This window comes from Actinomyces weissii, from assembly GCF_016598775.1.
GTDB classification, from domain to species: Bacteria; Actinomycetota; Actinomycetes; order Actinomycetales; family Actinomycetaceae; genus Actinomyces; species Actinomyces weissii.
Genome location: NZ_CP066802.1, coordinates 1,922,776 through 1,937,436, shown reverse-complemented (window position 1 = coordinate 1,937,436; position 14,661 = coordinate 1,922,776). Strand labels below are relative to the sequence as shown.

The window sequence follows — 14,661 nt, the reverse complement described above, 5'->3', positions numbered from 1 at the left end:
GTGGTGGGTGGAATGCGAGGGGGCAGGGGACTCAGGGCGGGCCGGGGTCGCGGGCGGCCCGGGCAGGAGGTGCACCCGGTTCCGCAGCCTCGGCGGGGCCAGCACCGCTGGCGGGGCCGGTACGTGCGGCAGTGCCAGCGACGGCGCCGCCGTCTCCCGCGCCGCCTCCTGTGCCGTCGTCGGCCTCGGCGTAGAAGCCCTCGTCCCAGCCGAAGGTCTCCGGTGTCTCCGGCACCTCCAGCCCCAGCGCCTTAAGCGTCGCCACCAGCCGGGCAGCAGGCTCCAGCCCGCCGTCCGCGCAGGACGCGTACGCCGTCTCCACCTCCGCGCGCGTGGGGTGGAGCGGATCAGGCAAGGTGACCCGCAGCAGGTGCTTGCCGTCGGTGTCCACCACCAGCGAGGTCCAGCTGGCCGCCCACACCCGGTCCGGGAAGAGCCGCAGGAAGGCCGCCCGGCCCCCGGCGCGCGTGTCCTGCGGCGCCTGGGTCACCGCCGCCGCCACCTGCGCGGCGGACAGCACCGGGCGCACCCGCCCAGCCTCCTCCAGCCGCGCCGCCAGGGAGCTGCCCGGGTCCACCACCGCGAACTGCAGGTCCGCGGCCCGCAGCCGCAGGTCCTCCCAGCCGCAGCCCGCCCGCTCCCGCAGCCGCTCCAGCACCGAGAGCTTGGCGCACCACTCAACCAGGTGGGCGGCCTGCTCCGGCCCCTGGGCCAGCGCGTCCAGGGCCTCGCGCCACAGCCCCAGCACCAGGGCGGTCTCCGGGTCCGGGGCCTGCGGGCCCAGGCAGGAGGTGACCTCCTCCAGGAAGGCCCGCTGGATCTCCAGGGCAGTGGCCTGGCCCCCGGCAGCCAGCGGGCAGCGGGCGCTCAGGCTCAGGTCCCGGGAGAACACCCGCAGCGCCGTCACCGGGTCCGCCAGGGCCACCCGCCGGGCCAGGGCCTGGGCCCGCTCCGGCGCCTCCTCCACCAGGCCCAGCACGCAGGCGGTCAGGCCCAGCCGCAGCACGGCGCTGACCGCCAGCGACGAGGAGTCTGCCGTGATCACGTGCAGGCGGCGCCACCGCCCGGCGTCGGCGTGCGGCTCGTCGCGGGTGTTGACGATCGGGCGCTCGCGGGTGGTGTACAGCGACACCGGCTGCTCCACGTAGTCGGCCCGCGCCAGGATCTGGAAGCCCGGCTCCTCCCCGGCCTCCCCGATCCCCACACGGCCCGAGCCGCACACCACCAGGCGGCTCACCAGCAGCGGCAGCAGCACGTCGGTGAGCAGCTGCCAGGGGACGGCGCGCGGCACGGCGTAGGACTCGTGCGCTCCCCAGGCGGAGCCCCGGCCGTCCGTGTTGTTCTTGATGACCTGCACCCGGCTGCCACGCTCGGCGGACAGCGCCAGCTCTGCCTGGTGCATGAGCAGGTCCCCCGCCCGGTCGTAGGTGGCGGCCGCCAGGGGGCCCAGCACCTCCGGGGAGGCGTACTCGGGGTGCGTGTGGTCCACGTACAGGCGGCACCCGTTGGCCCCGTGCGTGGCGGTGCCCCGGTAGTAGTGCTGTCCGAAGGCCCCCACCCGCTGGATCCACCGGGCCTGGGTGCCGGTCAGCACCGCCCCCGGCTCCAGGTCGGTGCGGGCCTCGGGGGCCAGGGCGTGCTCCTGGCCGTCGCGCGCGTCGACGGCGGGCAGCTCCCCGGAGTAGTCGAAGCGGGTGCCTGCCCCGCGGGTCAGGGTCCGGCCCGTGCGGGAGGGTACGTGCAGGGTCGAGGGCGCCTGCGGGGCCGCGGCGGTGGCGTAGGCGTACAGCAGGTCCGTGGCCAGCTGCTGGGGGTCGGCCCCCGGCTCGTCACGGTCGAGCAGCGCGTACTCGGTCTCGATCCCCATGATCCGGCGGACGGTGATTATGAGCGCTTCTCCTCCCCGGCCGGGACCAGGGCCGTCACGGGGTCGGTGCGGCGCGACCGGCCGACCACGCGCACCCACTCCTCGGGGTCGGAGGTGCCCGGCTGCTCCGCGGCGTCGGCCGCCTCCGCCGCGACCGCCGCCAGCAGGTGGGCGGTGGTCAGGCCGCGGCGCCCCGCCAAGGCGTCCTTGAGGGCGGCGGCCTTGGCCCGTGCCACCACGGAGGCGATCATGGCCCCGGACACGAGGTCCGCCAGGTACCAGGTCTCGCTGGCCCCTGAGCGGCGGTGCACGTGCAGGACCATGGTGCTGCGGTCGCGGGTGAACAGGGCCGTCAGCACCTCCCGGCTCATGGCCTCCACCAGCCGCTGCGGGGAGCCGTGGGCCTGGACCTCGGCGGGGGCCAGCGGCAGGTCGGGGGTCAGGTAGCGGGCGAGGATCTGGCGGGAGGCCTCATAGTCGGGGCGGTCGATCCGGATCCGCACGTCCAGGCGGCCGGGCCGCAGGATCGCCGGGTCGATCATGTCCTCCCGGTTGGAGGCCCCGATCACGACGACGTTGCGCATCTCCTCCACGCCGTCGATCTCTGCCAGCAGCTGGGGCACCACCGTGGTCTCCACGTCGGAGGACACGCCGGTGCCGCGGGTGCGGAACAGGGACTCCATCTCGTCAAAGAAGATGACCACGGGCACGCCGTCGGCCGCCTTGTCCCGGGCGCGGGAGAAGATCAGGCGGATGCGCCGCTCGGTCTCGCCCACGTACTTGTCCAGCAGCTGGGGCCCCTTGATGCTCAGGAAGTGCGTGCTGCGGCCCGTGGCCCGGCCCAGGGAGGTGGCCACCGCCCGGGCGATCAGGGTCTTGCCCACTCCGGGGGGACCGTAGAGCAGCAGGCCGCGCGGGGGCCGCAGCCGGTGCTCGGCGAACAGCTCCGGGTGCGTCATGGGCAGCTCGACGACGTCGCGAATACGCTCAATGGTCTGGTCCAGCCCGCCGATCGCCTCCCAGGGGGTGTCCGGGGCGGTCTGCAGCAGCAGCTCCTCGACCTCCTGGCGGGGCACGAGCGCCACCACGGTGCCCTCCCGCACGTCTGCCAGGAGGCTGTCGCCGGGGCGCAGGCGGGCGCTGGTGAGCGTGGGGGCCAGGCGCAGCACCCGGGAGTCCTCGGCCCGCACGGCAGCCAGGACGTGGTGCTCGTCCAGGCGTTGCTCGAAGGACACCAGCTCGCCGGTGTCCGGGCTGGCCCCCAGCTCGACGGCGTGCAGGTCGGCGTTGAGCAGGAGCGGGGTGCCCGGCTCCAGTCCCCCCAGGGGCAGCTGCGTGCTGGCCCGCACCCGCAGGCGCCGTCCGCCCTGGGCCACGTCTAGCAGACGGTTGCGGGCGTCAACGACCTGCACCAGGGTGGCGTGGCTCAGGGCCGGGGAGGTCAGGCGGGTGATCTCCCGGTGGGCGGCCTCCAGCTCGGCGCGGGCCTGGCGCAGGGCGTGGGACAGGGCCCGGTTCTTGCGTTCCGTGGGGTTGGTGGGCGCGCTGGGGCCTGGGGGCGGGTCTCCGACGTGCTCTGCCACGACCAGCTCCTTGCGGGCGACGGTGCCAGGCGGGCCTCAGGGCCGAGAAAATGGCACGCCTGTACCAGATAGGGTAGCGCCTCTGTGGCCTGCGCAACAGGAAATGGGCGGGACTTCCGGTCCCCGGTCTGGGGGTGCCCCTATGTGGTGTGTGAAGGCGCGGCCGCCAGTTGGGGTGCTGGATGGGGATCGTAGAGGGCGTCGTCTCTGGGCAGGGGGTGCAGGGTCAGGATGCGGCGGTGGGCCAGGGCGAGGATGCGGCGGCGGGCCAGGGCGAGGATGCGGCGGCGGGCCACGGCGAGGACGACCTGGTTGTGCCGGGGCGTGCCCACCCCACTCCGACTTGTGCATTTCGGCGCGAGTGGTGCGGTATTTCGGCACCACTCGCGCCGAAATGCACCAGTGGAGGCGAAGGGGGCCCGGAGCACGGGTGGCGACCCGGGGGGGACGGGCACAGGCGGGGGAGGGTCCCCGGGGTGCTGGAGCAGGCCGGGTTGACGGGGCTACGTCCCGGCTCAGGCGGGGGAGGGGCCCCGCGGTGCTGGAGCAGGCCGGGCTGACGCTACGTCCCGGCTTAAGTTGGGGAGGGGCTGGCGGGCGCCTGGGCCGGGCGGGTCAGGGCCCAGTAGCGGGGCAGCGGGTCGCAGGGGCCCAGCTCCGCCGTCTCCCGGAAGCCGTGACGCTCGTAGAGGCGCTTGGAGGCGGCAGTGGTGGCCTCCAGGTGCGCGGGCAGGCCGGCGGCGTCGGCCCGCGCCAGCCCGTGCGCCAGCAGCCGTGAGCCCACGCCCCGGCCCTGGGCGCGCGGCGCGACCGCCAGCATGTACAGGTGCCAGTGCGGCTCCAGGGGGCGGACCGCCTCGCACAGCCGCTCGTCCAGCAGGCACAGGTCCCAGGCCCCGCCCATCACCGCCCGGTTGATCCCGGCAGGTGCGGCCGCGGAGCCCTCACCGGTACGGGAGGTCCTGACGGCGTGAGCCCCCGACGACGCGCGCCGGGCCGGACCGCGGGAGGAGGCTACGCGGCTGGAGGCGGGCTGGAGACCGGGGCCGTCCAGGTCTGCGGGCGGGGTGCTGCGGCGGGGGGCGTTCCACAGGGCGGCCCCCAGCAGGGCACCGGTGGAGTCGGCGATGACGTCGACGGCGGTCGGCGCGTGCGGGGCACGCAGGTCGCTGACCAGGTACTCGTCGCGCAGCGTCACCTCCAGCAGGTGGCGCAGCGCCAAGGCGGGGTCCGGGGCCGGGGCGGCCAGGGCGGTCATGAGCGGGTCGGTGCTGAACACCTGCTCCAACAGGTCCGCCAAGGCGTCGTAGTCCCTGGTGCTGGCTGACCGGATCTTCTCTCCCACGGGCCAGACCATACGCCAAGGTCCCTGTTGCCTACCGGGACGGTCCAGGCCCGGCGAAGGTCAGGCCCGGCGAAGGTCTGGCCCGGCGAAGGTCTGGCCAGGTGCGACCGGGCCGGGGTGGCACAGGCGTGGCAGGACGGGCCAGGCCGGGTGGTGGGACTGGACCCGGGGCGGCCACTGGCCCCGGCGTCGGCCAGGTGCGCGAGCTGGGTAGCAGGCCGGGGTGGCACAGGCGTGGCAGGACGGGCCAGGCCGGGTGGTGGGACTGGACCCGGGGCGGCCACTGGCCCCGGCGTCGGCCAGGTGCGCGAGCTGGGTAGCGGGCCGGGGCAGCGGGCCGGCTCAGCGGCTGGGGCGGTGCCCGGTGGGCACCGGGTCCTCCGCCTCCAGGGAGGGGGCCAGCAGACGGCGGAAGGAGTCCAGGCGGGACTGCCGCTGGACCAGCACGCTGTCGGGCGCCGTCGTCCCAGAGCCCGTGCCGTTGGCTGCCAGGCCGTCCGAGCTGTTGCTTGTTACGCCCTGCACGCCGTCAACCGCCTTTGCCAGGCCGTCTGGGCCGCCGCTCGCCACGCCCTGCACGCCGTCAACCGCCTCTGCCAGACCGTCCGAGCTGCTGCCCGGGCTGCTGGCGAGCAGACCGCCGTCGCCGTCGGCACCGCTGGCCCACCGGTCCAGGGCGCAGTCGAGCACCCCGGCCTCGTGCGTGCAGCCCCGGGGGCAGTCCTCGGCCTGGGCCGCCAGGTCCGGGAAGCCACGCAACACGTCCGCGCTGGAGACGTGCGCCACCCCGAAGGAGCGCACCCCCGGGGTGTCGATCACCCAGCCGCCCCCCGGCAGCTCCAGGGCCTGCAGGTTGGTGGAGGTGTGGCGGCCCCGGCCCGTGACCTCGTTGACGTGCCCGGTCAGGCGCTGCGCCCCCGGCACCAGGGCGTTGATAATCGTGGACTTACCCACCCCGGAGTGCCCCACGAGCACCGAGGTGCGCCCAGCCACCGCCTCCCGCACGGCCTGGACCCCCTCACCTGCCCGGGAGGCCGTGCTGCTGGAGGCCGGGTCCAGGCGGGTCAGCAGGGCCCGCACCCCCAGGGGCTCGTAGAGGGCCAGCAGCGCGGAGGGGTCGGCCAGGTCCGTCTTGGTCAGCACCAGCAGCGGCTCCATGCCTGCGTCGTAGGCGGCTACCAGGTAGCGGTCGATCATGCGGGGGCGGGGCTCGGGGTCGGCCACGGCGGTGACGATCACCAGCAGCTGCGCGTTGGCGACCACCGGCCGCTCGGTGCCAGCGGCGTCGCCGTCCTCCGCGCTGCGCCGCAGCAGGGTGGTGCGCTCCTCGATCCGCACCAGGCGGGCCAGGGTGTCCTTGCGGCCGCTGGTGTCTCCCACCACCGCCACCCGGTCCCCGACCACGATCCTGCCGCGCCCCAGCTCGCGGGCCTTCATGGCGGTGATGTCCCCGCCGCCGTCCGCGGTGAGGCGGGGGTCGTCCAGGCGGATGCGGTAGTGGCCTCGGTCGATGCGCGTGACCATGCCGGTTACGGCGTCCTCGTGGGCGGGGCGCTGCTTGGTGCGGGGGCGGGAGCCCTTGCCGGGGCGCACGCGCACCCGGGGGTCGTCGGTGCCGGTGTCGCGGCGGGCCATCAGCAGGCCTCCTGGGTCGTGCGGGTGGTGGCCGGGGCCTCCGCCCAGCTGTCGGGGGCGGGCGCCCGAGAGCCTGGTACCTGTGCGGCGGTGCTGCGCAGCAGCTTCTCCCACAGGGCGGGGAAGCCGGGGAGGGTCTTGGCGGTGCAGGCGACGTCGTCGAGCCTGGTGCCGGGCACCGCCAGGCCGGTAACCGCCGCGAAGGTGGCCAGGCGGTGGTCGGCGTAGGCGTGCAGGCAGGCGGGACGCAGGCGCGTCCCGGCAGGCAGGGCGGCGACCTCCAGACCGTCGGCGGTCTCACGGGCGCGGCCGCCCAGGCGGTTGATCTCAGCGACCAGGGCCGCCAGGCGGTTGGTCTCGTGCCCGCGCAGGTGCGTGATGCCGCGCAGGCGGCTGGGGTGCCCCTGCGCGGAGGCCAGGGTGGCCAGCGCCGCGACGGTAGGGGCCAGCTCCCCGACGGCGGAGAGGTCCGCGTCGATCCCGGTGAGCCGTCCCGTGCCGTGGGCGGTGAGCCGCAGCGCGCCGTCCGGCTGCACGGTGGTGGTGACGGTGCCGCCCAGCCGGGGGAGGAGCTCACGCCAGGCGTCCCCGGCCTGCGTGGTGCGGGCGGGCCAGTGCGGCACGGTCACGCTGCCGCCCGCCACCAGGGCCGCCGCCAGGAAGGGCCCGGCGTTGGACAGGTCCGGCTCGATCTGCACCTCCCCGCCGCGGGGGCGCCCCGGGTGGACCCGCCAGCTGCGCGCGCCGTCGGGGGCCTGGGGGGACGGCTCGTCGACGACGATCCCGCGCTCGCGCAGGCTCTCCACCGTCATGTGGATGTGGGGCAGTGAGGGGACCGGCCCGGTGGGGGTGATCTCCAGGCCGCCGGGCAGCAGGGCCCCTACGAGCAGGAGGGCGGAGAGGAACTGGGAGGACTGGGAGGCGTCGATGCTCACCCGGTGCGGGGCGGTGGGGTCGGCGGGGTCGGCGGGCCGCAGGAGGGCGCCGCTGCCCGGCCCCACGCGCACCGGCAGGTGGCCGGGGGCGCCGAGCTCGCTGACGGCGGCCCCCAGGGCGGCCAGGGCGTCCAGGACCGGTCCCAGGGGGCGCAGGCGGGCGGCCTCGTCGCCGTCGAAGACCACAGGACGCTGGGCCAGGGCGGCCAGCGGCGGCACGAAGCGCATGACGGTGCCTGCCAGGCCGCAGTCGACCTGGGGCGGGCCGCCAGCCGTGGCCGTGACCGGCAGGGGCTCGGTGACGGGGAGGATCCGCAGGCTGCTGCCGGACTCGTCCAGGACCTCGGAGCCGACGCCGAGCACGTGCAGGGCGTCCAGCATCAGGTCGGTGTCCCGGGAGCGCAGGGCTCCACGCAGGGTGGAGGGGGAGTCTGCCAGGGCGGCGAGGACCAGGGCCCGGGCGGTCAGCGACTTGGAGCCCGGCAGCTCCACGACGGCGTCGAGCGGCCCGGTGGCGGCGGGGGCTTCCCAGGCGGTGGGGCCGGGGTTGGTCCGGGTGGCTCGGGCACTGGTGGGGGCGGGGCGGCCGGAGCTGTCTCGGGTGGCTCGGGCGCTGGCGGGGGCGGGGCTGCCGGGGTTGGTCCGGGTGGCTCGGGCGCTGGCGGGGGCGGGGCTGCCGGAGCTGTCTCGGATGGCTCGGGTGCTGGCGGGGGCGGGGTTGGCTGAGGGGCCGGGAGCGGTAGTGCCGGGGCCATCAGTGCGCACTGGGGTGGTGGGAGCGTCGGTGCTGCCTGCGCCGTCTGGGCTGGCAGCACCGTCTGTGGGGGCGGAGGGGGCCTCGCGTGTCACGGGAACCATTGTGTCAGGCCCAGGCACCGGGCTCCTCCCGGCCCAGCCAGCCCGCACTGGTGCTGGGGCCTGCGGCTACGGCGTCGTGCCTGTTCTGCGTACGCCTGGCCCGGTGGCGTGAGTCAGTGTGAGCGGCGGTACCTGAGGACCAGCATCCACAGCACCTGCGCGCCAAGAACCACCAGCAGCAGCCAGCGGACCGGGTGCCAGAGCGCGGTCGGCATGAATGAGTAGGACAGGCCCACTGCCAGGCACCAGATCAACAGAAACTGAAGCTGACGCTTGTTGTCATGCCTGGCGGGTGTGCTGCAAGAAGGTCCTGCGTTCACGGTAGCTCTCCTGGTTCAGGTACTTCAGTGCCTCAGAACGTGTCGATGATCTGGTTGAAGGTGGCGCTGGGCCGCATGACCGCCGCCGTCAGGGCGTGGTCGGGGCGGTAGTAGCCGCCGATCTCCACCGGGTGGCCCTGGGCCTCCACCAGCTCGGCCTGCACCTGCTCATTGGTCTCCTCCAGGGCCCTGGCCACCGGGGCGAAGTGCTGCGCCAGGGCGGCGTCCGCCGTCTGCTGGGCCAGCGCCTGCGCCCAGTACAGGGCCAGCCAGGCGTGCGAGCCCCGGTTGTCCACCGCGCCCAGACGGCGGGCGGGGGAGCGGTCCTCCTCCAGCAGCCGCGCGGTGGCCGCGTCCAGGGCGTCGGCCAGGACGGCGGCGGACGGCTTGGAACGCACCTGAGCCACGTGCCGCAGCGCCTCCGCCAGGGCCAGGAACTCGCCTAGGGAGTCCCAGCGCAGGTAGTTCTCCTCCAGCAGCTGGCGCACGTGCTTGGGCGCTGAGCCGCCCGCCCCGGTCTCGTACAGGCCACCGCCGTTCATCAGGGGGACCACGGAGAGCATCTTGGCGCTGGTCCCCAGCTCCAGGATGGGGAACAGGTCGGTGTTGTAGTCGCGCAGCACGTTGCCGGTCACGGAGATGGTGTCCTCGCCGCGGCGCGCCCGCTCCAGGGACAGGCGGGTGGCCGCCACCGGGTCCAGCACGCGCAGGTCCAGGCCGGTGGTGTCCTCCTCACCCAGGTAGCGCTCCACCAGCACCGTCAGGGCGCGGTCGTGGGCCCGCTGGGGGTCCAGCCAGAAGACGGCGGGGGCCCCGGTGGCCCGGGCGCGGGTGACGGCCAGGTGCACCCAGTCGCGCACGGGGGCGTTCTGGGTCTGGCAGGCCCGCCAGATGTCCCCGGCGGCCACCTCGTGGCTGAGCAGGACCGTGCCCGGGGCGGCGTCGACGCCGTCGACCACCACCACCTCCACGGTCCCGGCCACCGGCACCAGGAAGGTCTTGTCGTGGCTGCCGTACTCCTCCGCCTTGCGGGCCATGAGCCCCACATTGGGCACGCTGCCCATGGTGCGCGGGTCCAGGGCCCCGTTGGCCTTGCAGTCCTCGATCACGGCCTGGTAGACGCCCGCGTAGGAGGAGTCGGGGATCACGGCCAGGGTGTCGGCCTTGGCGCCGCTGGCGTCCCAGAGCTTGCCGCCGCCCCGGATCATGGCGGGCATGGAGGCGTCGATAATGACGTCGCTGGGCACGTGCAGGTTGGTGACGCCCCGCTCGGAGTCCACCATGGAGATACGGGGCCCGGCTGCCAGCTCTGCCTCTATCGCCTCCCGCACCTGCGGGCCCTCGGGCACCTGCTCCAGGCCCGCCAGGATCGCGCCCAGGCCGTCCTCCGCCCGCAGGCCCTCCTGGTCCAGCAGCCCCCCGAAGCGCGCAAAGGTCTGGGGCAGGACGGCGCGCACGGCGTGGCCGAAGATGATCGGGTCGGAGACCTTCATCATGGTGGCCTTGAGGTGCACGGACAGCAGCACGTCGTCGGCCTGGGCGGCGGCCACCTGCTCGGCCAGGAAGGCGTCCAGGGCGGCGGCGCTCATGAAGGTCGCGTCCAGCACCTCCCCGGCGGTCACTGCCAGCTCCTTGCGCAGCAGCAGCGGCTCAGCGCCGTTGGCGGGGCGCAGGCGGATCTGCAGGGTGCCTTCCTCGGGGATGATCACGGAGCGCTCGTTGTGGCGGAAGTCACCGGCGCTCATGGTGGCCACGCGGGTCCTGGAGGTGGGGCTCCACTCGCCCATGGAGTGCGGGTGGGAGCGGGCGTAGGCCTTGACGGCGGCGGGGGCCCGCCGGTCGGAGTTGCCTTCCCGCAGCACGGGGTTGACGGCGCTGCCCTTGACGGCGTCGTAGCGGGCGCGGGCGGCGCGCTCCTGGGCGGTGCGGGGGGAGTCGGGGTAGCTGGGCAGGTCGTAGCCTGCGGCCTGCAGCTCGGCGATGGCGGCCTTGAGCTGGGGCAGGGAGGCGGAGACGTTGGGGAGCTTGATGATGGTGGTGTCCGGCTCCTTGGTCAGGGCCCCCAGGACCCCGAGCTCGTCGGGCCCCAGGTTGAAGGCGGCCAGGACCCGCCCGGCCAGGGAGATGTCAGCGGTGGCGACGGTTACGCCTGCAGCCCGGCTGAAGGCCTGGACTATAGGCAGGAAGGAGTGCGTCGCCAGCATGGGCGCCTCGTCGGTCCAGGTGTAGATCACGTCGCTGCGCTCAGCCATGCTCGGCTCCTCTGGTCTGGCTCCCCGGTGCTCCCGGGCCTTTTCATGCGCCCACCTTAGCGTGACCTTGGTCGCAGGGCCTGTGTGTGGCGGCGGCTTGTTGGTGTAGTGGCCAGGTCTCAGGGCTGCTGAGGTGCTGCGCGGAGCCGTTCGCTGCAACATATGGGACCTAGGTCCTATATGAGGGTGGGTGGGGTCCCGGTCTCAGACCTCCACGTAGCGGGAGGCCACCGCCTGCTCGACGGCGGCCGCCGTGGCCTCACGCACCGCGGACAGCTCCGCCCGGTGCTCCCGCTCGTTGGACAGCCACCAGGCCAGCGAGGGCTTGCCGCCACGGTCCAGCGCGGCCATGACCAGCCCGGCCCCCAGGGCAGCCCCGCGCGTGAGCCCGGACAGCCTCTCGGTACGCACCTGGGCGCTGGAACGCAGCCAGACCGGGTTGTTGACCAGGGTCAGGGGCACGTTCAGGGTGGCCAGCACGGTGGCGCAGGAGCGGGGGGCCACGCCCGTGGCCAGGCCCAGGCCAGCCAGCACGCTGACGGCACCGCTGGCACGGGCCAGCAGGGCGGCGTCGGCGTCCATGACCGGGGGCAGGCCGAGCCTCTCCAGCCCGTTGGTGACGACCTTCAGCCTCTCGACGTGCTTGGCGGGCCGGGTCACGGCGTCCAGCCCGTCGACGACGAAGGGCGCAGCGAGCAGGGGGCGGGCGATCAGGCGCAGTAGGTCCATGCCTCCATAGTCACCCAAATGCTCCGCCGCTGCCAGGGGCGGAGGCGCGCTCGCCCCACCCCGACTTGTGCATTTCGGCGCGAGTGGTGCGGAATTCCGGCACCACTCGCGCCGAAATGCACAATTGGAGGCGAAGGGGGTGCCCCGGCGTGCGGGTGATGCCCAGGGGGGCTGTCGCGGGCAGTACGCGCAGCGCGGCGCTGGGGGGGCGCCGGGGGAGGGACTCTCCTGCTGTGGGTGCCCGGGAAGGGGCTCTCCTGCTGTGGACGCCCTGGAAGGGGCTGCTTGGGGAATACCGGGCGCGGCGCGCCCGTTTAGCGGTCGTGACCTTGACCCTCCAGGACCGCCGTGTCCGATCGCGCCACGCGCCCCGGCCTTCCCGTCCCGTGCGCCGCCGGTCGGCGCTAGGCTCGTGGCTGATGACGGACACCAACCACCCGGGCCCCACCGGCCTGCTGCGGGAAGACCAGGGCCATGCCGCCGAGCTGGTTGCGGAAGCCGACCTGCTCCAGGACGGCAGCGCAGCTGACTACGGCGAGGAGCTGGACCGCGCCCCGGCGGACGAGACCGAGGAGCAGCGCGCCGCCCGCTTCGAGGCGGAGGCCCTGCCCTACCTGGACCAGCTCTACGGCGCCGCCCTGCGCATGACCCGCAACCGCGCCGACGCCGAGGACCTGATCCAGGACGTCTACGTGCGGGCCTTCTCCTCCTTCCACCAGTACCGGCCCGGTACCAACCTCAAGGCCTGGCTCTACCGGATCCTGACCAACACCTTCATCAACTCCTACCGCAAGAAGCAGCGCGAGCCCCAGCAGTCGGACGCCGACGCCGTCGAGGACTGGCAGCTGCACCGTGCCGCCTCCCACGACTCCACCGGCCTGCCCAGCGCCGAGAACCTGGCCCTGGACGAGCTGCCCAACGAGGAGATCAAGGCGGCTTTCGCCGCGCTCAGTGAGGACCGCCGCCTGGCCGTCTACCTGGCGGACGTGGAGGGCTTCGCCTACAAGGAGATCGCCGAGATCATGGGTACGCCGATCGGCACGGTCATGTCACGCCTGCACCGTGGCCGCGCCCAGCTGCGCGAGCTGCTGGCCGAGCACGCCCGCGACCTGGGCTACAAGACGGACGGGGGTGCCCGCCGATGACCGCCTCCCCCTGCCCGGACGAGGTCTCCTGCGCCGAGGCGCGGTCCCTGCTGGAGATGTTCCTGGACGACGAGTGCGACTGCGGCACCACCGCCCGCCTGGCAGCCCACGTAGCGAGCTGCGACCACTGCTCCCGGATCGCGGACGCGGAGCGCCACCTGCGTGCCATCCTGCGCTCCAGCTGCGTGGAGCAGGCGCCGGTAGAGCTGCGGGCCCGGGTACTGAGGCGGCTCTCCGCCCTGCGGGTCAGCAGCACCACCGTCACCCGGACCGTGGTCGTCGACGACGGCCAGGCGGTGGTCTCCTCCACGGTGCGCAGTACCCGCCTGGAACGGGGCTGACCAGCGTCCGGTACGGGGCGCCAGATGAGCCTTGGCGGGGCTGAGGAGCTGGACTCCTGCCTTGGTGCGGCTCTTGGTCGGGGTGCTGGCTGCGGCGCTGCCCTGCTGGTGGCGCTGCGGGGCGCGGGCTGGTTCCCGTCGCTGTGGTGCTGCCCTACCGGTTAATCGGCAGGGCTGTGTCCGGGGCCAGTGCCCGCGTACCTCCTTGTGGTGGTACTCACTAGGGCGGTAGGCGGCAGGGGGTTGGCGGCTGGTCCGGGGCGTGTGCGAGAATCGGCGGCGTTCCGTGCCCCCTCGTGGGGCCAGTCCACACACGAGGAGATCAAGATGAGCAAGCGCGGTCGCAAGCGTCGGGCACGTGCTAAGGGCGGCGCCAACCACGGCAAGCGTCCCAACGCCTGAGCTGGGGGAGCCGCCTGGTAGCGGCCCCCGCCTGGACTCTTAACGGTCGACCATCCTCACGGTGGTCGGCCGTTCTTTTGTCCCTCCGGTCTGCCGCAGGGCTGCTGCAGCTCGTGACCGGGGCCTCGCCAGGGCGGGCGGAACCCGAGGGCAGGGGAGCCCCCGTCAGGCTTAGACCGCTCCCGCGTCGCCGTGAACGAGCGCGACGGCAACTCGGATAGCCCCTGCCGGGCGTGGGCCGCTCCTGCGCCTGGTGCCTGCCCCTGGGGAGCAGACATACCTCCGCCCCTTCCTGGGCCTGCCTCTAAGGCGGATGCTGGTGCGGAGCCCTGTTCCTGGGCGGATCAGACCTGCTCCGGCACCCCCAGCCACTCGTACCAGCCCCGGTGCAGCACCAGCCAGGTCAGCAGCCCGTAACCCGCCTGCCCGGGGCGGGCCCCACCGGTGGCGGCCACGTCAGTGCTCCACTGCTCATGGCCGAGCAGCGGGTGGAAGGTGTCCACGTACGGCACCGCCCGGCGCAGGCACACCTCCGCCATCGCGTCCGAGAGCCGCTCCACGGCCAGCGGGTCGTAGTGGGGTAGCGGCGGCGGTCCCACCACAAAGCACTCCAGGTGCTCCAGGCGGGCGCCGTCCAGCATATTGGCCAGGTTCAGGCGCGAGCGGGAGACCGAGGTGCCGGACTCCAGGTCCGCCAGGCCGATCCCCACCACCATCCGGTTCTGCGCTCCCGGGACCAGGCGGCGACCCACCTCCGTGGGCCAGCGCTCTGCCAGCTGCGCCGTCGTCTCACCGAAGGCCGGCAGGGTGGTCCACATGATCGGCGGGTAGAGCGGGTCCAGGCGGGTGTGGGCCATCACCCGACCCACCCACCCCAGGGCGCGCGCGTCACCGTAGGCAGAGATGAGCTCGTCGCCGACGAAGAGCAGGTTCACAGGCCGCATGGGCCCATTATCAACCGCAGGACCACCCGCGCGCGCCACTGCGTCCAGTTGTTAGGCGCATGTCAGGTAACTTGATTGGCAGAAGTCGCTGCAGGTGGCAGATTCCAGCCCTCCCGACGGCGTCTCTGGTCAGCTGCAACAGACGCTGGCCGCGCCTGCTGGTCAGCTGCAACAGACGCTGGCCGCGCCTGCTGGTCAGCTGCAACAGACGCTGGCCGCGCCTGCGGGTCAGCCGCGAGCACCAGCTGCGCCGTCGCCGTCGCCGGTCAGCTACAGCGGACGCCCGCAGCGCCTACGCCGTCGCC

At 74.0% G+C, this 14,661-nt stretch carries 12 protein-coding genes; 3 read left to right on the top strand and 9 right to left on the bottom strand.

What is annotated here, in order from left to right; translation table 11 throughout:
• Positions 1-31: 31 nt before the first annotated feature.
• The 8 genes from JG540_RS07845 to JG540_RS07810 form a co-directional block, all read right to left on the bottom strand.
• Positions 32-1,867 (bottom strand): proteasome accessory factor PafA2 family protein, encoded by a 1,836-nt coding sequence (locus JG540_RS07845; RefSeq protein WP_234042748.1) that lies wholly within the window; start codon positions 1,865-1,867, stop codon positions 32-34.
• A 17-nt stretch (positions 1,868-1,884) separates the two neighbouring features.
• Positions 1,885-3,450, bottom strand: coding sequence for a proteasome ATPase (gene arc, locus JG540_RS07840; RefSeq protein ID WP_200275143.1), 1,566 nt, complete (start codon positions 3,448-3,450; stop codon positions 1,885-1,887).
• A gap of 574 nt (positions 3,451-4,024) precedes the next feature.
• Positions 4,025-4,795, bottom strand: coding sequence for a GNAT family N-acetyltransferase (locus tag JG540_RS07835; RefSeq protein ID WP_234042747.1), 771 nt, complete (start codon positions 4,793-4,795; stop codon positions 4,025-4,027).
• 342 nt (positions 4,796-5,137) lie between these two features.
• Entirely contained in the window at positions 5,138-6,430 is a 1,293-nt protein-coding gene (gene rsgA / locus JG540_RS07830; protein ID WP_234042746.1) for a ribosome small subunit-dependent GTPase A, read from the bottom strand.
• Positions 6,430-8,214 carry a 3-phosphoshikimate 1-carboxyvinyltransferase gene (gene aroA, locus JG540_RS07825; RefSeq protein ID WP_267977934.1) on the bottom strand — a complete coding sequence of 595 codons (1,785 nt, stop codon included), beginning with the start codon at positions 8,212-8,214 and terminating at the stop codon, positions 6,430-6,432. The genes rsgA and aroA overlap by 1 nt, the downstream gene beginning before the upstream one ends.
• Before the next feature lie 122 nt (positions 8,215-8,336).
• The gene (locus JG540_RS07820; RefSeq protein ID WP_200275140.1) at positions 8,337-8,543 is read right to left on the bottom strand and encodes a hypothetical protein; all 207 of its coding nucleotides are present in this window, start codon (positions 8,541-8,543) and stop codon (positions 8,337-8,339) included.
• Positions 8,544-8,575: 32 nt separating this feature from the next.
• A complete protein-coding gene (locus JG540_RS07815; protein WP_200275139.1) occupies positions 8,576-10,795 on the bottom strand; it encodes an NADP-dependent isocitrate dehydrogenase in 2,220 nt (739 codons plus the stop codon).
• A 204-nt stretch (positions 10,796-10,999) separates the two neighbouring features.
• On the bottom strand, positions 11,000-11,524 hold the full coding sequence (locus tag JG540_RS07810; RefSeq protein ID WP_200275138.1) for a DoxX family membrane protein: 525 nt from the start codon (positions 11,522-11,524) through the stop codon (positions 11,000-11,002).
• A gap of 419 nt (positions 11,525-11,943) precedes the next feature.
• On the opposite strand from JG540_RS07810, the gene JG540_RS07805 reads away from it, so the two are divergent.
• The 3 genes from JG540_RS07805 (at position 11,944) to JG540_RS10725 (ending at position 13,412) form a co-directional block, all read left to right on the top strand.
• Positions 11,944-12,669 (top strand): sigma-70 family RNA polymerase sigma factor, encoded by a 726-nt coding sequence (locus JG540_RS07805; RefSeq protein WP_200275137.1) that lies wholly within the window; start codon positions 11,944-11,946, stop codon positions 12,667-12,669.
• Positions 12,666-13,010 (top strand): mycothiol system anti-sigma-R factor, encoded by a 345-nt coding sequence (gene rsrA, locus JG540_RS07800; RefSeq protein WP_200275135.1) that lies wholly within the window; start codon positions 12,666-12,668, stop codon positions 13,008-13,010. Before JG540_RS07805 ends, rsrA begins: the two co-directional genes overlap by 4 nt.
• 327 nt (positions 13,011-13,337) lie before the next feature.
• Entirely contained in the window at positions 13,338-13,412 is a 75-nt protein-coding gene (locus JG540_RS10725; RefSeq protein WP_370427841.1) for a 50S ribosomal protein bL37, read from the top strand.
• A gap of 344 nt (positions 13,413-13,756) precedes the next feature.
• Here JG540_RS10725 and JG540_RS07795 read toward each other — a convergent pair whose 3' ends face one another.
• Positions 13,757-14,356 carry a GDSL-type esterase/lipase family protein gene (locus tag JG540_RS07795; RefSeq protein WP_200275133.1) on the bottom strand — a complete coding sequence of 200 codons (600 nt, stop codon included), beginning with the start codon at positions 14,354-14,356 and terminating at the stop codon, positions 13,757-13,759.
• Between the last annotated feature and the right edge of the window lie 305 nt (positions 14,357-14,661).